Annotated in this window: 12 protein-coding genes; 9 read left to right on the top strand and 3 right to left on the bottom strand. The window is 50.9% G+C overall.

Annotation, left to right across the window (positions count from 1 at the left end):
- The 4 genes from MJZ26_11675 to MJZ26_11660 all read left to right on the top strand — a co-directional run.
- Positions 1-3,506, top strand: a 3,506-nt coding sequence (locus MJZ26_11675; protein ID MCQ2106437.1) for an acyl-CoA dehydratase activase-related protein, incomplete at its 5' end; no start/stop codon positions are given.
- Between the two features lie 268 nt (positions 3,507-3,774).
- Positions 3,775-4,428, top strand: a complete 654-nt coding sequence (locus tag MJZ26_11670) for a glycosyl hydrolase family 8 (protein MCQ2106436.1) — start codon at positions 3,775-3,777, stop codon at positions 4,426-4,428.
- The gene (locus tag MJZ26_11665) at positions 4,332-4,955 is read left to right on the top strand and encodes a hypothetical protein (protein ID MCQ2106435.1); all 624 of its coding nucleotides are present in this window, start codon (positions 4,332-4,334) and stop codon (positions 4,953-4,955) included. The genes MJZ26_11670 and MJZ26_11665 overlap by 97 nt, the downstream gene beginning before the upstream one ends.
- Positions 4,956-4,975: 20 nt before the next feature.
- Positions 4,976-6,577, top strand: a complete 1,602-nt coding sequence (locus tag MJZ26_11660; protein ID MCQ2106434.1) for an ATP-binding cassette domain-containing protein — start codon at positions 4,976-4,978, stop codon at positions 6,575-6,577.
- 101 nt (positions 6,578-6,678) lie between these two features.
- Here the strand turns inward: MJZ26_11660 and MJZ26_11655 are convergent, their stop codons facing one another.
- Together MJZ26_11655 and MJZ26_11650 are read right to left on the bottom strand one after the other, a co-directional pair.
- Positions 6,679-9,501: a T9SS type A sorting domain-containing protein gene (locus MJZ26_11655; protein MCQ2106433.1), complete on the bottom strand. Its 2,823-nt coding sequence runs from the start codon at positions 9,499-9,501 to the stop codon at positions 6,679-6,681.
- 212 nt (positions 9,502-9,713) lie between these two features.
- Positions 9,714-17,042, bottom strand: a complete 7,329-nt coding sequence (locus MJZ26_11650) for a tandem-95 repeat protein (protein ID MCQ2106432.1) — start codon at positions 17,040-17,042, stop codon at positions 9,714-9,716.
- A 399-nt stretch (positions 17,043-17,441) separates the two neighbouring features.
- Between MJZ26_11650 and MJZ26_11645 the strand changes: the two genes are divergently transcribed.
- From MJZ26_11645 to MJZ26_11635, 3 genes are all read left to right on the top strand, one after another.
- Positions 17,442-17,852, top strand: a complete 411-nt coding sequence (locus MJZ26_11645; protein ID MCQ2106431.1) for a hypothetical protein — start codon at positions 17,442-17,444, stop codon at positions 17,850-17,852.
- A 10-nt stretch (positions 17,853-17,862) separates the two neighbouring features.
- Positions 17,863-19,380 (top strand): M23 family metallopeptidase, encoded by a 1,518-nt coding sequence (locus MJZ26_11640; protein MCQ2106430.1) that lies wholly within the window; start codon positions 17,863-17,865, stop codon positions 19,378-19,380.
- Between the two features lie 213 nt (positions 19,381-19,593).
- Positions 19,594-20,055, top strand: coding sequence for a hypothetical protein (locus tag MJZ26_11635; protein ID MCQ2106429.1), 462 nt, complete (start codon positions 19,594-19,596; stop codon positions 20,053-20,055).
- A gap of 150 nt (positions 20,056-20,205) precedes the next feature.
- Here MJZ26_11635 and MJZ26_11630 read toward each other — a convergent pair whose 3' ends face one another.
- Entirely contained in the window at positions 20,206-22,596 is a 2,391-nt protein-coding gene (locus MJZ26_11630) for a glycoside hydrolase family 5 protein (protein MCQ2106428.1), read from the bottom strand.
- Positions 22,597-22,826: 230 nt separating this feature from the next.
- Between MJZ26_11630 and leuC the strand changes: the two genes are divergently transcribed.
- Positions 22,827-24,236: a 3-isopropylmalate dehydratase large subunit gene (gene leuC / locus MJZ26_11625; protein ID MCQ2106427.1), complete on the top strand. Its 1,410-nt coding sequence runs from the start codon at positions 22,827-22,829 to the stop codon at positions 24,234-24,236.
- An 18-nt stretch (positions 24,237-24,254) separates the two neighbouring features.
- Positions 24,255-24,832: 3-isopropylmalate dehydratase small subunit (locus tag MJZ26_11620; protein MCQ2106426.1), on the top strand; the 578-nt coding region annotated here is incomplete at its 3' end.

Raw genomic sequence — 24,832 nt, 5'->3', positions numbered from 1 at the left:
TGGCAGGCAACAACTACCCGCAGCCCGCCTCCGGCTCCGAACTGAACGTTTACCTGGGCATCGACGCCGGCTCCACCACCACCAAGTTCGTGTTGATGGACGAACAGGACAACATCGTGGACGGCTTCTACGCCTCCAACGACGGTGAACCTCTGGCCGTGCTCAAGCGCGCCATGAATGAGCTTATCGACCGTTACGAAGAATACGGTTGCAAGCTTAACATTCTAGGTGTAGGTACCACCGGTTATGGCGAACAGCTTTTCGCCAAGGCAGTCCATGCAGACTACCACACTGTTGAAACCGTTGCCCACGCAAACGCTGCCCAGCGCCTCTGCCCCGACGTATCCTTCATCTTGGACATCGGTGGTCAGGACATGAAGGCAATCTCCGTCCAGGACGGCGTGGTTACCGGTATTATCCTTAACGAAGCCTGCTCCTCCGGTTGCGGTTCGTTCATCGAAACCTACGCCCGCTCCCTGGGTATCCCCATGGAAAAGATTGCAGAAATGGCATTCAACGCCAAGAGCCCCTCTCAGTTGGGTTCCCGCTGCACCGTGTTCATGAACAGCTCCATCATCACCGAACAGCGTGATGGTAAGCAGCCCGAAGATATTATCGCAGGTATCTGCCGTTCTATCATCAACAACGTGTTCACCAAGGTGATCCGTATCCGTAACCTCAACACCCTCGGTAAGAAGGTGGTTGTGCAGGGCGGTACCTTCAAGAACAACGCTGTGCTCCGCGCCTTTGAACAGTACACCGGCCTCAAGCCCATCCGTCCGGAACGTCCGGGTGAAATGGGCGCTATCGGTATTGCGCTCCTCACCAAGAAGTACATGGAAGAAAAGCGCAAGGAAAATCCGGAACTGAAGTCCAGCTTCATCGGCCTCGACGCCATGAAGACCTTCAGCTGGCACAACCAGCCGGGTCAGCTCTGCCAGTACTGCACCAACCACTGCTCCCGTACCATCGTGACCTTTAGCGATGGCCAGAGCTTCGTCACCGGCAACCGTTGCGAACGCGGTGAAGTCACCGCCGACCCCAACGATCCGAAGACCAAGGCCTTGATTGCAGAAATCAACAAGAAGATGATGTCTGTGCCCGACATGATCAAGCGCACCAACCAGCTCCTGGTAAAGGACTACGCACCGGCCAAGTTGGTAGAACCGCAGCTGAAGGCCGACGGCACTCAGAAGACCATCGGTATTCCCCGTGCTCTTGAGTTCTGGGCCTCCCTCCCCTTCTGGAAGGCATTCTTCACAAGCCTCGGCTACACCGTTGTTGTAAGCCGCAGCTCCGACTACAAGATGTTCGAAGCAGGCCTCCACAGCGTGCCTTCTGACACCGTCTGCTTCCCGGCAAAGCTGGTCCACGGCCACGTGCTCTCCCTTGTAGACAAGAAGGTGGACCGCATCTTCTTCCCCATGATGGTTTCTGTTCCCAGTGACCACACCAAGTTTGACGCAACCGCCGTCTGCCCCGTGGTCCAGGCCTATCCCAACGTCTGTAAGAACACCGACGATCCGGAACGTAACTTCAACATTCCCATGGATCAGCCCATCTTCCACTGGTTCAACGCCAAGCTGCGCCGTTCCCAGACCATCGACTGGTTCCATGAACACTGGAACCTGGACAAGAAGCTTATCTCCAAGGCTGTAGATGAAGGCGAAAAGGCCCTCAACAACTACCGCACCACCTTGTTGGAAGAAGGCCAGAAGATTCTGGACGATGTCCGCGCAAAGAACACCTTTGCCGTTGTGATTGCCGGCCGCCCCTACCATGTGGACCCGCTGATCAACCACAACATCGCCACCCACTTTACCGCCATGGGCATTCCGGTGCTTACCACCGAGTCCCTCCCGGGCGTATACGATCAGGATGTTCCCAGTTCCACCCGCGTGGAAATCAAGAACACCTTCCACCTGCGTATGCTTGGCGCAACCATGATTGCCGCCAAGGACCCCAACGTGGAACTGGCCCAGATCGTGAGCTTCGGTTGCGGTCATGACTCCATCCTGACCGACGAAATGATGCGCATGCTGCATCGCGATTCCAACAAGGAAATGCTGATGCTGAAGCTGGACGAAGGCGACGCCCGCGGCCCTGTAGGCATCCGTATCAAGAGCTTTATCGAAACCGTGAAGGCCCGCCGTGCAGCAAACCTGCCCGACAAGCCGGAATCCAACGAACCGCTCTTCACCACGCCGTTCCTCAAGGAAGACAAGGAACGCCGTACCATCCTGGTGCCGAACCTCTCCCCCGCTTTCAGCGTGCTGGCTGCAGCCTATATGCGCGCCAAGGGTTACAAGGCAGCAAGCCTCCCCGTGGCAGACAAGCGCGCCATCGAACTGGGTAAGAAGTTTGTCCACAACGACATCTGCTTCCCCTGCCAGGTGAACATCGGCGAAAACCTCCTGTGGCTGGAACAGCATCCCGAAGTCAAGCAGACCGAAGTTTCCATCGGTCTTTCCAAGAACTGCGAAAACTGCCGCGCCGTGCAGTACCCGGTTCTTGCCCGTAAGGCTCTGGACGAAGCCGGCTACAAGGATGTTTCCATCATCACCACCGGTACCGATAACAAGAATATGCATCCGGGCTTTGCCCTTGGTCTCGACTTCCGTCTCCACATGCTGTGGGGCCTCGTGACCATGGATGCCATCGAAATCATGTACCGCGCACTTCGCCCCTACGAAGTTAACGCCGGCGACACCCAGAAGGTCTACGACGAATGGATGCCCAAGGTCATGGAACGTGCGGCAATCCTTTCCAAGCTGGAATTGGCTAAGCCCACTGCAGTGATCGAGCTCTTCCGCCAGACCATCGATGCATTCAACTCTGTTGAAATCACCGAGGATCGTAAGAAGGGTATCCGCAAGCCTCGCGTTGCCGTGCTTGGCGAAATCCTCATGAACTACCATCCCAGTGCCAACGGCTTCATCGAAGAATACCTGATGAACAACGGCATGGAAGTCTACCTGCCGGGCATGACCGACTTCTTCCGCGTGGACGAAATCGTAAAGGCCGAAAAGCTGAAGCGCGGTTTCTCCGCCAATCCGCTGGAAGACCGCGTCATCGGTGGTGCAACCGCCAAGGTTTACACCCACGCCCTGAACGTAGTCCAAAAGGAAATGGAAGCTCGCTTCAAGCTGTACGAACATCATGCAGACTGCTACGAATTGATCCACATGGTTGGTGACATTATTGACCCCACCTACAACACCGGCGAAGGCTGGCTGATTCCGGGCGAAATTCTGTACAACTCCCAGCATGGCATCAACAGCCATATCATTCTGCAGCCCTTCGCCTGCCTTGCAAACCACATTTCCGGCCGCGGCCTTTCCAAGGCTGTTAAGGAACGTTGCCCCCATATCCAGATCCTGTCCCTGGACTACGATCCGGATACCAGCTTCGCAAACATCGAAAACCGTTTGCAGATGCTGATTATCAACGCCCGCGAACTGGAAAAGGCAAACCAGGCAAGAACCCAACAGGCAAACAACGCATAAAAGCGGAAAGGAGAAAGGTTGAAGATCAAAGGTTAAAGATTAAAGTAATTGCAGGTTTGTTCTGCATATTTCTTTAGGCTTTAAACTCTCAGCTTTACGCTCTCTGCACTCAACTTACGCTAAAAGGGATGTCGATGCAAGTCGGCATCCCTTTTTATTTTCTATACATAAAGTCCTGTTACTGCAGAAAACACTATTCAACTTAAAAGATCCTATAAAGCAATAGCATGAAACTATTTTATAGGAAACAAGTTTTGGAGAAGGTTTTATGAAGAGCAAAATTCTTACCGCAGTGGCAATTGCAATCTGCGGAGCTGTGACAACTTCCAACGCAGTAATGGACATTCCCAATGCACAGCCCAAAGTTGATGCAGCTTTCTGGAACAAGGTCCTGGACAAGACCTGGGACGGACTTAAGAAAAGAAACATAGAGCCTTATGAAAACAGCAATGTTGGTCCAGGGCTGATTCACCGTTACAAGAGCGAATACCCGGGAGACGCTGTAAGCGAATCCGTCGGCTACGGCATGCTTGTGGCCTTGTACGCCAATGACCAGGAGACGTTCAACAAGATTTGGTCTGCAGCTAACAGCAGTATGTGGAACGGAAACTTCTACGACTGGCAGCTTCTTCCCGATGGGAAAAAATCTACTGGTGCAGCCACTGACGCAGAAGAAGACATTATCATGTCTCTAATCTTTGCAGACAAACTGGTTCAGGCCGGAAAATGGCAAGACTATACAGATCCTTCCGGCAAGAAATACCTTGACCATGCCCAGCGTATGATGAACGCCATGTGGAGCACCCAGCAATCCTCAGGAACTCTATGGAATTTCTCAATAGCAAGGGCGGAGCACCTGCAGCAAACTTCTACCAGCTCAACGGAGAACTGCTGCCAGAAGCCGATATCTGGACCGATATGATGGGTGGAACCATTTCCCGCCATCGTCGTGAACACAGCCCCATGACCATCGGTATGTGGGCAACTGCCGCCATGGCAGTCGGTACTGAAGACGATCAAAAGGCCTTCAGCCTCGAAATGGCAAAATTCTACGACAAGGATGCAGACTACTTCGGTCTCGCTGTAGACCCAAGCGGTCTTGAAGAAGACACTCTCCATAATGAAATGTACTTTGAGCAGTTCCTTGGCTGGTTTGGAACATCCCTCATGACAGGCGTATTCAGCAACATTATCGACGATATCGACAATCCCAAGCAGAATGCTGCAGGCCTTACCACAGAGCTGAGTGGAACCAAGCCGTCTGAAATTCCCGTTGAAAATCCCAATGTTGATCCAGCCGCAATCAGCCGTACTGTCGCAGCACCGGCCGCAGAACGCAAAATCCGTCTGGTCCAAAACAACGGCAAAATCAGCATTCTGCGCAAGGATGCGGAAAATCGCTGGATTGAATACAGCCTGAACGGAAAGAAGCTCTTTAAGGTTCAATAAAATTTTCTAAATTTGGCGCCATGTTAAATGTTTCAAATGTAAGTCTTCAGTATGGCAGCCGCGTCCTTTTCAAGGAAGTGAACCTTTCTTTCAAGCCCGGTAACTGCTACGGCGTTATCGGCGCAAATGGCGCAGGCAAATCCACCTTCCTCAAGATCCTTTCCGGTGATCTTGAACCCAACACCGGTGAAGTCACCAAAAATCCGGGTGAACGTATCGCCGTCCTTAAGCAGGACCACTTCGCCTACGAACAGAACACCGTTCTGGAAACCGTCATGATGGGCTATCCGGAACTCTATGAGTTGGGCAAGAAGCGTGACGAGCTGTATGCACTTCCCGAAATGACCGAGGAACAGGGCATGCAGGCCATGGAAATCGAAACCCGCTTTGGCGAAATCGGCGGTTACGAAGCCGACTCCAGCGCAGCCGTTCTCCTGAAGGGTCTTGGCATTCCTGAAGAATTCCACTACAGCCTCATGGCAGACCTGGATGGCAACCAGAAGATCCGCGTGCTCCTGGCACAGGCCCTCTTTGGCAACCCCGACATCCTTCTGCTTGACGAACCCACCAACCATTTGGACTTGGATACCGTCGCCTGGCTGGAAGACTACCTGGAACGTTTCGAAAACGTTGTGATCGTAGTGAGCCATGACCGTCACTTCCTGAATACAGTCTGCACCCACACTTGCGATATCGACTACGGCAAGATCAACATCTACGGTGGTAACTATGAATTCTGGTACGCCGCAAGCCAGCTGGCCCAGAAGCAGCGCAAGGACCAGAACCGCCGTGCCGAAGAAAAGATCGAAGAATTGAAGGCCTTTATTCGCCGCTTCGCATCTAACGCAGCAAAGGCAAAGCAGGCCACTTCCCGTAAGAAGCTTTTGGACAAGATGACCGTGGAAGAAATGCCGGCCTCCAGCCGTAAGTTCCCCTGGGTCAACTTCAAGATGGATCGTGAACCGGGCAAGATCGTGCTGGAAGTGAACAACGCAACCATCGACGGTGGCGACGGCATTGTCTGCAAGGGTTTGAACTTCAAGCTGAACGCAGGCGACAAGGTTGCCCTGGTTGGCGAATACGGCACTCTCAAGACCGCATTCTTCCAGCTCATCGCTGGCGAAACCCCGGCACCGGAAGGCGTCATCAAGTGGGGTAACACCATCACTCAGAACTACTTCCCCAAGAACAACGATGCCTTCTTCCAGAGCGACCTCTCCCTGGTGGATTGGCTGCGCCAGTACAGCAAGGAACAGGATGAAACCTTCATCCGCGGATTCCTCGGCCGTATGCTCTTCACCGGCGAAGAAGCCCTGAAGTGCTGTAACGTTCTTTCCGGTGGTGAAAAGGTCCGCTGCATGCTTTCCAAGATGATGCTCAGCAACGCAAACTGCCTGCTGCTGGATGAACCTACCGCCCACCTGGACTTGGAAGCCATTACCGCCCTGAACAACGGCTTAACCGCTTTCCAGGGTCCCATCATCTTCTGCACCCAGGACCACGAATTTGCACAGACCGTTGCAAACCGCGTTCTGGAACTGACTCCGGATGGTGTCCTCGACCGCTCCATCACCTTCGATGAATGGTACGAGACTAAGTCCAAGGCCAACAAGAAGAAGTAATCTTCTCAAGAATCTAAAAAGTCCGCAGGCCAAAAACCTGCGGATTTCTTTATACAAAAAATCGGGCCGACTTCAGCCCGATTTTATTTTTAGTTTGTTATTTACTTAGCCACAATGATCTTGTTGGCAAACAGCACCTGCTTTCCATCATCGACTCGGACAAAGTAACTTCCCTTGGCGTTCAGCAGGCTCTTGACCGGCACAGAAGTATTTCTGTTGTAGGTCTTGCTGAACATCTTGCGGCCCTGCATATCGAATACAGAAAGCTGCACAGAAGTTGCGGAATTCAAGGTCAATTCCAGATTGCCATGAACGTAACCAACCTTAGCCATGGATGTCTTCACAGGAGAAGAGACAACCTTGGTCGTGCCTTCAGAATCAGAGGCTCCCATCCCCCACTTGGAAGGAATACGAACGGCAACGCCTCGGCCAGCAGTACTCATGTACACAACGCCGTAGGTATTCATGTCACCCATGACAAATTCACCATTGGCAAGGCCGCCGAATTCATGACCATCATCGTTTACACGAGTCCAGGTCTTACCCTGGTCATCGCTACCGAATACGCCAGTCACATCACCGACGGTTGCAAAGATGTAGATTGCGGGATAACCCTTTCCATCCTTGGAAACGCCAAAGCCAACAGCTTCGCAGTAGCCAACACCTTCCACGGCTTTCCATGTCTTGCCGCCATCGGTAGAATGCTGCAGGGAGCCGCTCTTGGGCATTCCCTTCTCATCCTGTTCCGCAATAGGCAGCCACAGGTCGCCTTCGTAGCCAGGAATTGCACGGAACTTCTTGAAGATACTTACACCCGGTGTTCCCACAGCAGTAAAGGATTCTCCCTTGTCGGAACTCTTGTAGAACTTGCCTTCCGTCTTGTTGTAGGCGTAGAACACATCCGCGTTTTCAGGATCACCCACCACAAAGGACTTGTTGTCAATGCCGGAAACTTCCGTATAGGCTGCGTTACTATAGCGGTAGACACTGGTGCTACCTTCCATAGGAACGAACAAAGCTACTTCGCCATCCGTAGAAATGGCGGCGGAACCGTTCGCAATCTTTTCGTCAAGCTTGCAGTAGGTTCCCACAGTCCATGTGCGGCCAGAATCACTGGAGAACTGCAACGGTTCAATAGGCACATCGCTGTACTTGCCTTCGTACTTACGAGCGTTGGCAACCTTCACCAGCTTACCGGACTTAGGGGCGTATGCCAGGCCCTGGGTAGTTCCCAGAGGAACAGGCGTTCCGCTCACATTCGTCGTATGGCGATACTGAGGGAACTTGGTAATGTCGTCATGACGGAAACCATCGTAGTCACCGATGACAGAAATCATGGGGCCACCTGGAATGCTGACCACTTCGAAAGGCACCGTTTCCTCAACGCCATGGGCGCTGAAATGCCAAACCTGGTTCATGGTAATTTCATCGGAAGACCAGGAATTTTCTGCCTTCTTGATGGTATAGTCGTTCAGGTTATCCGTACGGAAAATACCGTTACCCGAAGTCACAAAGACTCGATTATGATCGAAGGGATCCATGGCAACGCTGCCGGCCCAGTGAATAGAACCGTCATGCATCCAGCCAATGCCATTGGCGTCCATCTGCTGTGTGGTGGGGAAAACTCCACCTTCCATCCAGTAATAACGGAAAGATGCCACCCAGGTTTCGCCGCCGTCTGTGGTATGGAAAATATTGGAACCCCAGCGGTCACTCCAAACATCCTTGCCATCCTCCCCCTTCTTGTACCAGAACTGAGGACCATTGTAACCTTCCGTGGTTACCACCATTTCCTTGTCGTCATTAGGATTGATGGTGATGCCGCCATAGGGTGCAATATATTCGTACTCCTTGGTATTGGAGTAATCCGTCATGTCGTACTTTTCTTCGCCCTTTCCATCCAGATTATCTTCGGGAGAGACATCCTTCCACATACCGGTCTTCAAATCGCACTTCAGCACAGCACCGCGACCAAAGCCGTCCCAGATGGGGCCCCAGCCTTCGTCCCAGCCCATGGAATGGGGGCCGGCACCATCGGCAAAGGTAACCACCATGGCGCTACCGTCCTTGGTAACCACGGCACGCTGAGGCATCAGACGTACAATGCCACCGCCCGCTGTAGTTCGCAGGCTATCGGGAATAGGCAAAGCCTTCCAGCTTTCGCCGCCATCCTCAGACTTGAACACATTTTCAAACGCACCGTTCTTGGTTGTTCCTTCACGAAGGAAACCGGCATACAGGACCTTGGAACTGCCAGGGGCGTACTGAACAAAACTGAAGCCGGAACCGTTCCAGGTGGTATCGGAGCCAGCAGCCTTTGTCCAGGCGTCTACATGAGTCCAGTTATCACCATTGTCTTCGGACTTCCACAGGCCCTTGTTCTTGGATCCGTAGAACATAATCTTGGAATCGTTGGGATCAATGGCCAAGGCTTCGCCATTGCCTCGGCCCATACCGTTACCATGGGCTCCAAAGCGGGTAACCTTCTTACCCTTATAGCCATCTTCGTCCCACGTGTAAAGAACATCCCAGGACTTACCGCGATCCTTACTGCGAAGGAATGCGGTACGACCGTTATTCCAGTAGCTGGTACCGGTCATCATGTAGACCACATCGCTTTCCTTAGGGTCTACGGCAATGGCTTCTACGCCAAGGAGGCCTCGTTCACTTACGTCCACCCAGTCCATCAGGGATTCCCAACGGGAGGTAGATTCATTCCAGCGGTAGGCGCCACCCACGTCTGTTCTTGCGTAGAACAGGCCCTTATCTACCGGAGATGCGATAACGGCACTTACAAAGCCACCGCCGCCCATACTGACTGCGTTCCAAACATAATCCGGAGATTCAGCAGCCACGGCTGCGGAACCAGCCAGCCCAAAAGCCAAGGAAACCAGAACGGATTTTCTAAAAGACTTAATACCCATAAACCATCCTTTGGAATACGTTTCCGCCAAGTCAATCCGCGGAAAACCCAAAACATCCAATTATAATCTATCTCCATACCCCCCTTTTTCATCCATTTTTAGGGAATTTTTCACATTTTTAGTGAGATATTCTCAACATCCATGCATTACATACAAAAAAGCCCCGCCGGTGTTTCCGACGGAGCTTTTTCGACATTAAGGTTCGCTAAGGATTAGCGCTTCTTACCCTTCTTGCCTTTCTTGCCCTTGGCGTCCTTCTTAGGATCTTCCTTCTTGGAATCTTCCTTAGGATCTTCCTTCTTGGCTTCTTCCTTCTTCATGCCACCGCGAAGATCCTTCATCTTGAAGGATACGTTGATTTCCGCAGTAGTCACCTGAGAGTACATGCCACCCGGATCCTTGACCTTGAAGCTGAATTCATCAAGGCCAGAGAAGCCCTTGTTAGGCATATAGGTGAAGGAGCCATCCTTTTCGTTGAGGGTCATCTTACCATTGCGGGGCTTCATGACCAGCTGTACTGCAACCGGCTTTTCACCATCAGGATCAACAACACCAGCCATCAGACCTTCGGAAGCAGGAACCTTAAGTTCGTCACCTTCCTGGGTCATGTAAGTCTGAGCAGTTGCTACCGGAGGATTATTCACAGCAATCACAGTGAAGGTTGCGGTTCTGCTAGCCTTTGCACCTTCGGGGTCCGTTACCGTGAACGTGATGCGTTCCGGCTTGCCCTTCCAGTGTTCATGAGGCATTGCAACAATGGCGGTCTTGGTGTTCCTGTCGTACTTAACGGTCAAGAACTTGTTTCCAGTAAAGCTCCACTTCAGTTCATCGAAGCGATGGTCCTTGTCGCGAGCATACTGGTCAAGCTTAATCTTGGCAACAACACCCTTGTTTTCGTTTTCCTTAATGGTAAAGTCCGGAATATCGCGCATGATCGGAGCTGCATTTACATGCTTAACAACGAACTTGGCAACAGTCTTGTCCATACCACCAGCAGGATCCTGAGCAGTGAAGACCAGAGTTTCTTCGCCAAACCAGTCGGCCTTCTTGGGCTTGATTACAGCTTCGCGGCCACCAGAAATTTCAACTGCAAGGTTCTTAGCACCGGTGACCTTCCACTTGATTTCGTGAACCTTGTGGTCGGGGTCGGAAACGTAGTTGTCCAGCTTGATGGGCTTGAAGGACTTGCCTTCCAAGGTTTCCTGGCCCGGGATTTCCTTCACAACAGGAGGATCGTTCACCGGCTTAACAGTGTACTTAACCTGGACAGAAGCCTTTTCGCCAGCCGGGTCAAAGACATTCACGGTCACAGTTTCAGAACCGTTCCAGTACTTGTTCGGAATTTCAGCAGTCAAAACGCCCTTGTCGCTAATGCTGAAGTTGATTTCATGCTTTACAGGAGGTTCAGCATTCTTGGCCGGCTTAGCCTTCTTGCCCTTTGCAGGAGCATTCTTTGCGTTCTTGGATGCCGGAGTTTCGTTATCCAAAGTCCAAACGAGTTCATCCAGCTTGTTGTCAGGATCGCTTACAACCTTGCTGAAGTCGAAGGGAGCAAAGGTCTTCTTTTCATCAATGACAAAAGGCTGAACAGGCTTCAAGGTCGGAGGATCGTTTACCGGGGTCACTTCGAAGGTGGCCTTGGCAGAGGCAGATGCACCAGCAATATCCTTAACCGTGAAGGTCAAGGTTTCCTTACCGAACCAGTTGGGGTTCGGAGTCAGAATCTGGGCGCGGTTACCCTTGATATCGACCTTCAAATCCTTGTTGCCGGAAACAGTCCACTTAAGTTCGTTGGGCTTGTTATCCGGGTCAGTTGCAGCCTTGGACAGGTCAACAATCTGGAACTTTTCCTTTTCCTTGATCTTCTGGCCATCGATCTTGCTGATTACCGGAGGATCGTTCACCGGAGTAACTTCGAAGGTGATCTGCTGGGTAGCCTTTGCTCCTTCCGGGTCAAACACATCCAGCTTCAGCTTTTCAGTACCATTCCAGAACTTATCCGGAGTAGACACAACCAGCTGCTTCTTGGCATTGATAGAAGCCTTGAGAGCACGGGCCGGAGCCAGTTCAAACTTAAGCTGTTCGAACTTGTGATCCGGATCGGAAACATATTCAGACAGGTCAATAGCCTTGAAGCTTTCCTTTTCCTTAATGGACTGAATTGCAATAGGCTTGATTTCCGGAGCATCGTTTACGGACTCAACCAGGAAGTTGACCGTCTTGGAGTCGGAGGCGCCTTCCGGATCCTTCACAGTGAAGGTCACGTTGCGTTCACCATTCCAGTACTTATTGGCAAGCTTGATGCGAGCAATGTTCTTGCTATCAACTTCCACCTGGAATTCGTCAACCGGTTCCGCTGCAGGTTCGGCAGCTTCTTCCTTAGCGCCCTTCTTGCCCTTCTTGGCAGGAGCCTTCTTGGCAGGCTTCTTGGCGGGAGCTGCGGCAGAAACCTTAGCTACCTTAACTTCCCAAGTGAGCTGGTCGTTACGGTGGTCCGGATCCTTAACAAACTTGTTCAGATCGATTTCCTTGAACTGACCCTTTTCCTTGATCTTCTGTGCCGGGATATCCTTCATGACAGGAGCATCATTCACAGAGGTGATTTCGAAGGTCGTGGTCACGGAAGTTGTTGCACCATCCGGGTCGGAAACCTGGATTACCAGCATTTCGGGTTCGCACCAGAAGTACTGATCCGGAGCGGAAACAGTAAGCACGCGGCTGCCGTTGATTTCAGCCTTCAGCTTCTTGTTACCAGAGACAGTCCACTTCAGTTCGCTAGCCTTGTTATCCGGGTCGGTAACGAATTCATCAAGCTTAATGGGCTTGAACTGCTGCTTTTCCTTGATCTTCTGAGCAGGAATCGGCTTCAGTACCGGAGCATCGTTCACTCGGGTCACTTCAAAGTTCATCTTGTGAGTTGCAGAAGCGCCTTCCGGGTCAGTGACAGTGAAGGAAATCATTTCCTTACCATTCCACTGGCTGTTCGGAACAGAGATGATAGCAGTGTTATCCTTACGGAGATCCACCTTCAGGCCCTTGTTGCCGGAGACAGACCACTTCAGCTGAGTAGCCTTGTGATCGGGGTCAGATGCAAGAGTAGACAGGTCGATAGTCTTAAATACGCCATTTTCCTTGATGGTTTCGCCCTTCGGAGCCTTATCGGAGATCTTCGGAGGATCGTTGATGGAGCGAACTTCGTAGCGAGCCATCTTGGTAACCTTGGCTCCTTCAGGGTCAGTAACGGTGAAGGAAATGTCGGCGGCACCATTCCAGTACTTGTTCGGGATAACGATGGTAGCCACATTCTGGGCATCAACCTTAACCTTCAAAGTTTCACCAGCAGGAGCCTCTTCAGCCTTAGCACCCTTCTTGCCCTTGGCAGCAGCGCCGGCCTTGACGGGCTTGACATCGAAGGTCCACTTCAATTCGGAATTCTTGTGGTCCGGGTCCTTGACCAGTTCATCAAGCTTGATGGGCTGGAACTGTTTCTTTTCGTCGATGGACTGGTCCTTCAGATCCTTGACAAATGCCGGAGCGTCGTTTACAGATTCAACAGTGAAGACGACGGAACGGCTATCAGAAGCACCTTCCGGGTCAGTGACGGTGAACTTGATGGTTTCTGCACCATGCCAGTTGGGGTTCGGCTGGTTCACAGACACATTGTGGCTTGCGTCCATGGAAACCTTGAGTTCCTTGGCACCTTCAATCTTCCACTTCAGCTTGTTCTTCGGATGGTCAAGGTCTTCAACAAAGCTATCCAGGTTGAAGGACTTGAAGGAACTCTTTTCCTTAATGGTCTGGTTTGCAATATCCTTCATCACCGGAGCGTCGTTAATGGACTTCACGGAGAAGGTTGCCATAGCCTTGGCAGAAGCACCTTCCGGGTCGGTGACAGTGAAGGTCAACTTTTCTGTACCATTCCAGAGAGCATTCGGAGTCTTGACGGAAACAGCGCCGTCCTTAGCAACACTGACCTTCAGGTCCTTGTTGCCGGAGACCTCAATCTTCAACTTGTCAAAGGCATGATCCGGATCCTTAACAATCTGAGACAGGTTAAAGTCCTTGAACTGTTCCTTTTCGTTGATTGCCTGGTCTTCAATCTTACCAATGGTCGGAGCATCGTTTACAGAGGAAACGGTGAACAGAGCAGTGCAAGTAGCCTTGCCGCCTTCCGGGTCTTCCACCTTGAAGGTAATCTGTTCAGAGCCATTCCAGTACTTGTCCGGAATAACGATCTTGGCCATGCGCTGGTCATCAACCTTCACAGTGAGCTGCGGAGTGTAGTTCTTAGGAGCGCCCTTAGCCGGCTTGATATCGAAGCTCCAGGACAGCTGTTCCGGCTTGTGGTCCGGGTCCTTGGCAACTTCATTCAAGTTGATAATGGCGAATTCACGCTTTTCCTGAATTGTCTGATCCTTGATGGGCTTTACAAATTCAGGCAGGTCGTTGACAGATTCAACGGTAAAGGTAACGATACGCTTGTCAGAAGCGCCTTCAGGGTCGGTAACGGTGAAGGTAATTGCTTCAGAACCATTCCAGTTCTTGCTCGGAGCAGTAACGGTTGCAACCTTGTTGGCATCAATAACAACCTTAAGGTCCTTGTTACCGGAAACAGTCCACTTCAGCTTACCCTTTTCGTGGTCTTCATCAGAAACAAAGTCATTCAGGTTAATGGGCTTGAATTCACCCTTTTCCTTGATGGTCTGGTTTGCAATGTCCTTCATCACCGGAGCATCGTTAATGGACTTCACGGTAAATACGGCGTCGGACTTTGCAGTAGCGCCTTCCGGGTCAGCTACGGCAAAGGAAACCTTTTCAGAACCATTCCAGAGCTTATTGGGGGTCTTGATGGTTGCAACGCCATTCTTGTCGATATCGATCTTCAAAGCCTTGTTGCCGGTAACAGTCCACTTCAGCTGATTGAAGGCATGGTCGTCATCGGTTACAAGTTCTGCCAGGTTGATAGAAGCAAATTCCTGCTTTTCATCAATCATCTGGTCAGGGATCTTGGTAAGGACAGGCACGTCGTTCACAGACTGGACAGTGAACAGAGCCTTGGAGGAAGCCTTTGCACCTTCGGGGTCGGTAACGGTAAAGGTGATTTCGTCAGCACCATTCCAGAACTTGTTCGGAATGATAATCTTGGCAACCTTCTGGGCATCAATTTCAACATTGAGGCCAGCTTCCTTACCCTTGATGGTGGACTTGACTTCTACAGAGAAGTTCAGGTCGCTAAGCTTGTGGTCAAGGTCGCGCACCATTTCACCCAGCTTGATGGGCTGGAACTGAGCCTTTTCCTTGATAGTCTGAGCTGCAACCTGCTTGGTGAATTCCGGAACATCGTTTACAGATTCCACGGTATAGGCTACAGAGCGTTCATCGGTAGCGCCTTCGGGGTCAGTAACCTTGATGGTCAAGGTTTCAGAACCGTTCCACTGGGGGCTAGGCGGAGTGACCTTCATGACGCGGTTGCCATCGACAGCAACCTTGAGTTCACGGTTGCCGGTGATGGTCCACTTCAGCTTGGCCTTTTCATGGTCGAGGTCATCTACATACTTGTCCAGTTCAACAGTCTTGAACTGTTCCTTTTCCTTGATGGACTGTTCCGGAATATCCTTCATGACCGGAGGGTCGTTGATGGACTTAGCGGAAAGCTTCATCTGAGTCTTGGCAACACCGCCTTCCGGGTCGGTTGCGGTAAAGGTCAGGGTTTCGGAACCATTCCAGAGTTCGCTCGGAGTCTTGAAGGAAACTTCGCGAGTCTTGTTGTTCAGGTCGACCTTGATATCCTTATTGCCGGTAATATCGATCTTCAGCTTGGAGATGTCGTGGTCTGCGTCGGACAGATATTCGTCCAGGACAATGGAAGAGAATTCGCTCTTTTCTTCGATGTTCTGGTCAGGAATCTTGGTGAATACCGGCAGGTCGTTAATGGACTTGACAGTGAAGGTCACCGGCTGCTTGATGGAAGCACCATCCGGGTCTGTGCAGGTAAAGGTTGCTACAGCAGTGCCATTCCAGTACTTATCCGGAATTTCGATGGATGCCACGTGGGATTCATCGATATTCACATTGAGGGTACCAGATTCCGGTTCCTTGCCCTGGTGCTTAACATCAACTTCCCAGGAAAGTTCGGAATTCTTATGGTCTGCATCCTTGACAAACTCGTCGAGCTTAATCTTGGCGAAGGTCTTCTTTTCGTCAATGGTCTGGTTCGGAATCTGCTTTACAAATTCCGGAACGTCGTTCACAGAATTTACAGTGAAGCTGTTTTCAGATTCAACGCAAGCGCCTTCAGGGTCGCAAACGTTAAACTTGATGGATTCAGAACCATTCCAGAGTTTGTTCGGAGTCTTGATGGTTGCAGTCTTGCCTGCGATAGTGACCTTAAGGTCCTTATTGCCAGAAATGGTCCACTTAAGTTGTTCGAAAGAGTGGTCCGGATCCTTGATATACTTGTCAAGTTCAATGGGCTTGAATTCCTGCTTTTCATCGATAGTTTGTTCAGGAATATCCTGTACAAATTCAGGAGCATCATTGATGGACTTCACAGTGAAGGTGGCCTTGGTGCTGACAGAAGCGCCAGCCGGGTCAGTAGCAGTGAAGGTAAAGGTTTCGGAGCCGTTCCAGAATTCGTTGGGAATCTTGACGTTTGCAGAACCGTACTTGTCGATTTCGACCTTCAGGTCCTTGCCGCCGGCAACAGTCCACTTAATCTTGGAAACATCATCATCCACATCGCTAATGAAGTCAGAGAGGCTGATGGATTCGAATTCGTTCTTTTCTTCGATGGTCTGGTCGGGAATCTTCTGGATAACCGGAGCATCGTTGATTGCGTTCACCGTAAAGGTGGCAGTCTTGGAATCGCTGGCGTATTCGCCATCGGTTGCAGTAAACTTGATCTTGGCTGCACCGTACCAGTTGGTATCAGGGATGACGATCGTTGCAACACGGTTCGGGTCGATTTCCACATTCAGGTCGCCGTCAGCTTGATCCTTGCCTGCCGGTTGGATGTCGAATTCCCAAAGCATCTGGTTCTTGGGATGGTCAGGGTCGGTCACGTAGTCGTCAAGCTTGATCTTGGCGAACTTCTTGCCTTCGTCGATGGTCTGGTCAGGAATCTGAGCCACCACCGGAGGATTGTTTACGGATTCGACGTTGAAGTTAACGGTTTCAGAACCCACGGCACCCTTGGTATCGGTGGCTGCGAAGGTAATGTCTTCGTTACCGTTCCAGTACTGGTCCGGAGTTTCGATCGTTGCAACACGATCCGGAGAAATGCTGACCTTCAGCTTCTTGTTTCCGGTAACGGACCACTTCAGCTGGTTCGGCTTATCCATATCATCGGATACATAGTTATCCAACTTGATGGGAGCGAACTTGCCGCCTTCATCAATGGATTCACCCGGAATTCCATTTACGGAAGGGGCGTTGTTTTCAACAGCCGATGCATCCCCGGCTCCATCCTGGGCAACACCCACAGATGCGAGCAATCCTGCCGAGGCCAAGAGGGCTGCTACAGACCAATGTTTTCTTTTCATTTTAATCTCCCTAAAAATCCATCCACTAGAACAAGTATTTTGCTTTCACAAAAAATCGTACACACTAGCGGGGAGTGTGTGTTTTGTCACAAATATAATGTTTTTCCTGGTCATTTCTCCCTAAAAACCCGTTTTTTTGGCAAAATTCGGCAATTTACCCATTGACAAACTAGATCATTTTTTGTAACTCATTGACAATCAAGAAGTTACGTCAACATCCCCTTTCGACACCATTTTAGGGGCAAAACCGGGGTCTTTTTTCGTCCTCGCGCCTTTTTGTAAATTTTTTGTAAAATGCAACAAATTTTCTTCTGGGGCACCTTCCAGAGGGGTTCAAATTAGTGACAAAGCCATTTCAAATATGTATCTTGAGAAAAAACTCAAAAACAGGATTAAACTATGAAATTCGTATTTCTCTGCGACCCCACCTACCTCAAGGGTGACATGAACAACTTCGTGAACAACTTCCCCACCAACCACGAATTGGTGATCATGAGTTCCGATGAACTTCTCCAGTCCAAGTCCATCTTCGACGGCACCTTCGCAGTTCTCGCAGAACGTTCCACCTGGCAGAAGAATTTCAGCCTGTTCCGCTATTTCGGTCTGCTTCCCCTGCTGGAAGTTCTCCCCCTGGGCATCGTCAGCCGTTCTCGCCGTAGCGAACCCCTCAAGGGCCGTACCCAGAACCGCAACCAGGAAATCTACTTCAACCCCTCTGCATCTGCCGAAGAACTCTACCTCCAGGTGGACAAGTTCGTTGCAGCACCTCCTGCAGGATTCACCTATCCTCGCGGCACCCAGAAGGCATAATTAAAGCCCAATGCAGAAAAAGGTTCTGGACTCCCTTTACAAGCAAGGTGGTCTAACCCTTTTCGCCTTCCCCGGCGAATCGGAAATTCCCTTGGAAACCTTGCAAAACTGTGCGCTGGCACTTAACGCCGGCGCCCGTTTTGTTATTGTGGATTTTTCCGGCAAGATGAGCCTCAAGGGCAACGCCCCGTTCTCCGTCACCGACTTGCTGCAGGGCATTCTCGAAAAGAACGTCCTAGACAAGCTAAACTCATGCGAGAGCGGTTGGCTTATCTCTGGAATCAAGGCTCTCCCGAAGGACGACGACCAGTTCAGAAACCTTTATCACAACATCCAGCAGATAAAGCCGCACTGCCCCCAGATTGTAGGCATCCTCCCCCAGGAAGTTTCGGATGAGGAAGCCCATTACATGAGCCTGCTGGGAAGGCTACTCGTTGTCGACAGCGACAGCATCGAAGACGCATCCATCTTTATCGAAGATGGAAAATCAATCCGCGAAATTCCATTACTCTGGAAGATTCCCGTACCTCCAAACAAGAAACGCTTTCCCAACGCATTCCATGCGGTAAAGAGAAGCGAATCCATGTACAAGGAAATCCGCAAGTGCAACTGGGAGAAAACTCCTTCCGATTTCGCGAGAATTCTGGAATCCATCCATAAGATCCAGATTTTAAGGAAGAATCCCCTAGACGGCATTCCCAATGTATTCAGGAAGTTCTTCCCCCTGATACTCCTCCTGGTCATAGCCATACCCTTCCTTTTCGTAACGACCATCAGTCCCGAGATTTCAAACAACCGAGACCGCATCCACGAAAGGGACAAACTTTCCGTAGCACCTTCCTTCGAATATACTTTTGACGGAAAGGAGAGCATGCAGCGTATCGCCCGCTACGCCATTGGCCGATTCAACGCATTGATTACCAACGAAAAGATGATCGCCCAGTATGTTGATGTCACCATGGACGAAAACGGCTACGAGAGAGACAGCTGGGAAAAGAACAACTTCAACATTCCCCCCGAGGGAACAATCATCAAGTTCTCCCGTCCCGATTTCTTTGACAAGACCGCATCCGATTCCATCGGTGCCGCATGGAAGTACTGGACATCCATCGTCTCCGATAGCGTCAGCTACCTGACTGAATTTTACCACGCCAACGCAAGCACAACGCAACGCCAGCACAATGGCATCGACCTGGCAAGCCGCTTTGGAGCAAGAATTCTCGCGCCCTTTGCCGCCAAGGCTTGGACAAGTCGCGATGAACGTGGGGGCGTCATCATTGGTCTTGTCCGCGAAAAGGACGTAATCATATTCATGCACTGCGACAAGCTTCTCTACCTTGATGGCCAGGAAGTCATGGCTGGCGACCCGATCGCAACCGTTGGAACAACAGGCCACACCACCGGGCCTCACGCCCACGTGGTAACGGGTCTAATCGACAAGAACGGACCTAAGACCATCGGCAATGTACACTACAAGGTGATAGATCCTATCCAGTGGTTCTACATGTTCAAGCCCAACAGTCCATAGCCTGTTTTTGTTGTAAAAATCTCAACAAAAATATTCTGTGACACGGCTCACTAAGGTTTCGAAAACACACTCAAAAAAGCTTTTATTTTTCTTTTTTCGCCAATTTGTAACCGAAATGTTACGAGTTAGCACTCGCCAAAGATACCGCATTTAAATAACTTTAAAACCGGAATTAGGGATTTGGTAAAAAGGCGAAAAAAAGGATTAGATTAAATGAAGTTTAGTGTTTTGGCCCGTGCCGCATTCGCAGCAACCATGACAGCCACCCTCCTTACCGGATGCTCCGGAATCGTAACCCCTAAGGCAGAACTTGCAAGTCACGATCCCGACCATAATATCCCCGCAATCGACCAGATGATTGTCGAACTGAAGCAGGAATACATCAACAAGTGCTACATGCCTGTTGTAAAGCGCAATCCTCCTGAAAATGAATGCCAGAGCAAGTTGTTCCAGACCTTGGAAAGAGGCTACAAGCTGAACTTCAACCAGAACCACGTTGCCATGGCAGCAAACACCTTGATGTTCAAGGATATTGACGCAAAGATCGTGGAAATGTCCAGAAACGATCCCGAAGTCCGCAACGCAATCCGTGCAGGCGCTTTCACCAGCACAAGCGAAATGCTTGCCTACTACAAGGAAAAATACCAGTTCGAAACCCAGCTGGAAGAATACTAATCAAAAACGCTCTACGCTCTTGGAAATTCAAAAAGACCTTCGGAAAGTCGAAGGCCTTTTTTTGTAAGCAGTCCAAAGATCCGGTCAAAAGCCAATCAAAAAGACCGCAGGGTTACCCCTGCGGCCTTTTGAAGGAGAAAAAGTCAGTAACTACTTGAAGTACTTCTTGAAGACGTTCAGCATGTTGCCGTGCCAGGAACCGCCATTGGAAGCTTCGAAGCCACCGCAGTTCTTGTAGCACCAATAGTGCCAGCTCATACCGTACTTTTCGGCCTGTGCCACCACGGCGTCGGTCCAAGCTTCACGCTTTGCATCGGAAATAGCAGAGCAACTACCCTTGTTGGCAACACCGAATTCGCCCATATTGATAGGCACGGTACCACCATTGATATCCGGGAAGGTAAGGGCGATTTCTTCATAGTAGCTGGAGAAGTGGCCAGGCATTGCGCTAATGCCATCCTTCGCATTACCATTGCAGTCGTAACCATGGCCCTGATGAGTGAAAGTATAGGGTTCGTAGTAATGGCCAGTCACAATGATATTGCCATCATTGGGAAGATCCAGCTTGGGAATCATGGCAAACTTTGCATAGCCATTGGATTCAAACATGATGGTCTTGCCCTTAGATACAGAACGAATCGCATTGTAGCCCGTGGTCATGATCTTGTTCACCTGATCCTGGGTCATGTCATGAGGTTCGTTGAAGATTTCAAAGACAAGGGCGTCATCCGGGAAGGAATCAAAGGCCTGAGCCACCTTCTTCCATTCATTGGCGAAATTCTGAAGTGCACCATCGAAATTGCCATTCTTTGCAGCAGAATAAAGATTGTCATGATGATGGCTGTTGACAATCACTGTAAGGCCAGCCTTCAATGCCAACTGAACGTCTTCCTTAACGCCGTTAAGCTGGGCATCTACACCAGCCGACCAACGAACCGGAAGACGGACAGAGTTGAAGCCAGCAGACTTGACAGCAGCAAAGTCACCATCACCAATAGGATTGCTCCATGCACCATCACCAGTACCCGGAGCATCCCAGGAGTTACCGAAGTTCACGCCTCGACCGAGTTTCTTGTTCATGGCACGACCCTTGGAGTAATCCACAGGAGTCTTTGCAAGCTTGGTCCAGGTGGAAGATATGCACATGTAGTAGGCGGATTCGTGGGATACAACCTTGCCTTCGCTTGTTGCATTACAAGCACCCTTAGAAGATGCAATTTCCATGCTCTTCATGTCAGCATCGGTTGCTACAGCCCAAAGGCTCTTCTTACAGACAAAGTAGTTACCTTCAGCATTGGCCTTCATGTCACCAGCGTTACTTTCAGTGCAGGCGCCAAAGAGCTGTGTAGCAAGGTAGTTTGCAAGATACTTATCAGATGCGACCTGCCATGCAGAGTCAACACACAGGAACATGCTGGAAGCGTTGACACTGACCGTATTGGCATTCGGCTTGATTTCGTTTTGGTTTTTCGGACCGCAGGAACCCAGGCCATACTGTTCAGCCCAGAAGTAGTCGGACATACCCTTGAAGTATTCGATATCGGCGTTATTATTCCAGTCTTCGATAACGAACTTGGGATAGCCGATGTCCAGTGTATAGGCAAAGTCAGCCAGGCTAGCCTTGAGAGACATGTCGTCCCACTTACCATCCAACGCAATATCAGCGGCAATGGATGCAACAGCAGCATTGAAATCTGTTACAGAACGTTCTGTAATGGAAACAACGGTGATTGCCAACAGGTTGACTGCGGCAGCATTCCTATTGTAAATGGAGATATCTTCAAACTGGGTTGAGTCCTGAACAAAGCCCATGGCAGCCAAAACTTCCTTATGGGCGCGAGACTTAGCAGCAGTGAAGCTCAAACCCTTCTGAGAAACCAGGTACTGAATACGGTCGTATTCCAGGGTGGTCAGAAGGTTTACATTGGCAGAGGAGCGATCACGAAGGTCAACATAGGCCTTCATGGTGGTAGTTCCGTTGGTTTCACCTGTGGATGTATTCAGGAACTTACCATTGACTTCGATGCTTGCGACTGCAGAAGTCAGGTTGCCAGAAGCAGAGTAACCACCGAGCTTGCTAGAGACCTTGCTGGATGCGGCCTCAGTTGTGGGAGCCATTGTCTTAATGTCGACACTGGAAACCTTCACTGTGGAGCCTTCAAGGAAGGGACCTTCGGCAACACCTTTGATGCTAAAAGCAAGGGAATTAACGGATCCCGTTCCGTCATCCTTCTTTTCATCTTCAGAAATCGGGGTATCTGCAATATTTACTTCAGGTTCTGTAGTCGGGTCATCCACAACAGTGGAACCTCCGTTGCCACCAATACCAGGATCAGTAACACCAGGCTGTGTCACTGTACCGCCAGGGATTGTCGTTCCCGGATTGACGTTCGGATCTGTATATCCCGGAATCGGGTTTTGAAGGGAATCTACGACAGGCTGGTCAACAACATTGTTGCCAGAAGAGGACGAGTCGTCGGAACAAGCAGTCATGGCCAGTAGGGGTAAAGCAGCAAACAAGCCAAAATGTTTAAATTTCATAACTGTGCCTTTATATAGGGTTCCATTATAATATATATCGTTTTTCCCAAATATAATTTTATCATTCCTTACAAAGTGGTTACAGCAATAACCAACGTGACGGGGGTCAAATGAAACAGGCGCTATTTCCCCCGTTTTACACAGAAACCTACTGATTTTTTGTTAAATTTTACCTTGCAAATTTTATTTGAGCCTGTTTAGTACAGGCCCACAAACAAACGAGACACAATATGGGAAAATCATTATACCAGAAAATTTTCGAAAGCCACACTGTTGCTAAGCTCCCCAGCGGCCAGTGCCAGCTTTTCATCGGTCTCCACCTCTGCCACGAAGTGACCAGCCCCCAGGCTTTCGCTTCCCTTCGTGAAGATGGCACCAAGGTGCTGTTCCCCGAACGCACCTTCGCTACCGTTGACCACATTATTCCCACCACTTTCCCGGAACGTAACCGCCCCCTCCAGGACGGCATTTCCGAAGAAATGTTCTCCCATATCGAAAAGAACACCGAAAGTAACGGCATCAAGTTCTTTGGTCCCAAGACCTGCGAACAGGGCGTGATCCACATCGTTGGCCCGGAAGAAGGCGTGACCCAGCCGGGTATGACCGTCGCTTGCGGTGACTCCCATACCGCTACCCACGGTGCCTTCGGCGCAATCGCCTTCGGTATCGGTACTAGCCAGGTGGCAGACGTTCTCGCTACCCAGACTTTGGCCATGAGCCCCCTCAAGACCCGCCGCATCAACTTCACCGGCACCTTGAAGGCTGGCGTTACCGCTAAGGACGTAGCACTTGCCTACATTGCAAAGCTTGGCGTGAACGGCGGCGTTGGCTACGCTTACGAATTTGCAGGCCCGGTTATCGAAGCTATGAGCATGGAAGGCCGTATGACCATCTGTAACATGGCTATCGAAGGCGGCGCACGCGTTGGCTACTGCAACCCCGACGAAAAGACTTTCGAATTCCTGAAGGGCAAGCCCTACGCTCCCAAGGCAGACAAGTGGGATGAAGCTGTTGCCTACTGGAAGTCCGTGGCTACCGACGCCGACGCACAGTTCGACGACGAAATCGAAATCAACTGCGACAACCTGGAACCCATGGTGACCTGGGGTATCACTCCGGCACAGGCAATCCAGCTCAACGACAACATGCCGAAGATTTCTGAATTCGAAGGCTCCGAAAAGAAGGTCATCTCCGAAGCTTATGAATACATGGGCTGGGAAGAAGGTGGCAAGATGATCGGCACCCCCATCGACATCGCCTTCGTAGGCTCCTGCACCAACGGTCGTTTGTCCGACCTCCAGGCCGCAGCAGAAATCATCAAGGGCCACAAGGTTGCCGACACCGTCAAGATGTGGGTCGTTCCTGGTTCCATGAAGATCAAGGTGGAAGCAGAAGCTCTCGGTCTCGACAAGATCTTCAAGGATGCTGGTGCAGAATGGCGTGAAGCCGGCTGCTCTCTCTGCCTTGCCATGAACCCGGATAAGCTGAAGGGCCGCCAGGTAAGTGCATCTTCCAGCAACCGTAACTTCAAGGGCCGTCAGGGCTCCCCCACTGGCCGTACCATTTTGATGAGCCCCGCCATGGTTGCAGCTGCTGCAATCGAAGGCAAGGTCACCGACGTCCGCAAGTACATCAAGTAACGCTAAGGAGATTTAAAAATGAATTCTATTGACATCGTTAAAGGTTCCGGCGTTCCTGTTCGCGGTAACGACATCGATACCGACCGTATCATTCCGGCTCGCTTCCTCAAGTGCGTGACCTTCGAAGGTCTTGGCGCAAACGCTTTCGCCGACGACATCGCAGGCCTCGAAGCACAGGGCAAGGTTCACCCCTTCCGTGACCAGGCCTACAAGAACGGCACCATCCTGGTTTCCAACCAGAACTTCGGTTGCGGTTCCAGCCGCGAACACGCTCCGCAGGCTCTGAAGCGCTGGGGCATCAAGGCCATCATCGCTGAAAGCTACTCCGAAATTTTCTTCGGCAACTGCGTCGCCCTGGGCGTTCCCTGCTACAAGGTAGACCACGCTACCGCCGACAAGATTCTCGCATGGATCGAAGCAAACCCCTCCAAGGAATTGGAAACCAGCACCGACAAGCGCACCCTGAAGCTGGGCGACGAAACCATCGCCCTCACTTTGGCTGATGGCCCTCGCGGTCAGTTCCTGGACGGTTCCTGGAACGCTCGCTCCGCCCTCCAGGCTAACGCCGACAAGGTGCAGGAACTTGCAGCAAAGCT

The organism is Fibrobacter sp. (assembly GCA_024398965.1).
Classification (GTDB): Bacteria; Fibrobacterota; Fibrobacteria; order Fibrobacterales; family Fibrobacteraceae; genus Fibrobacter.
The sequence above is the reverse complement of the archived record's forward strand: the minus strand, read 5'-3'. Positions and strand labels throughout refer to the sequence as shown.

Coding starts and splice junctions, on each gene's coding strand:
- MJZ26_11655 (MCQ2106433.1), bottom strand. CDS start 9,501: ATGGGTATTAAGTCTTTTAGAAAATCCGTTCTGGTTTCCTTGGCTTTT.
- MJZ26_11635 (MCQ2106429.1), top strand. CDS start 19,594: ATGAAGTTTAGTGTTTTGGCCCGTGCCGCATTCGCAGCAACCATGACA.
- MJZ26_11630 (MCQ2106428.1), bottom strand. CDS start 22,596: ATGAAATTTAAACATTTTGGCTTGTTTGCTGCTTTACCCCTACTGGCC.
- MJZ26_11670 (MCQ2106436.1), top strand. CDS start 3,775: ATGAAGAGCAAAATTCTTACCGCAGTGGCAATTGCAATCTGCGGAGCT.
- MJZ26_11645 (MCQ2106431.1), top strand. CDS start 17,442: ATGAAATTCGTATTTCTCTGCGACCCCACCTACCTCAAGGGTGACATG.
- MJZ26_11640 (MCQ2106430.1), top strand. CDS start 17,863: ATGCAGAAAAAGGTTCTGGACTCCCTTTACAAGCAAGGTGGTCTAACC.
- leuC (MCQ2106427.1), top strand. CDS start 22,827: ATGGGAAAATCATTATACCAGAAAATTTTCGAAAGCCACACTGTTGCT.
- MJZ26_11650 (MCQ2106432.1), bottom strand. CDS start 17,042: ATGAAAAGAAAACATTGGTCTGTAGCAGCCCTCTTGGCCTCGGCAGGA.
- MJZ26_11660 (MCQ2106434.1), top strand. CDS start 4,976: ATGTTAAATGTTTCAAATGTAAGTCTTCAGTATGGCAGCCGCGTCCTT.
- MJZ26_11665 (MCQ2106435.1), top strand. CDS start 4,332: ATGGAATTTCTCAATAGCAAGGGCGGAGCACCTGCAGCAAACTTCTAC.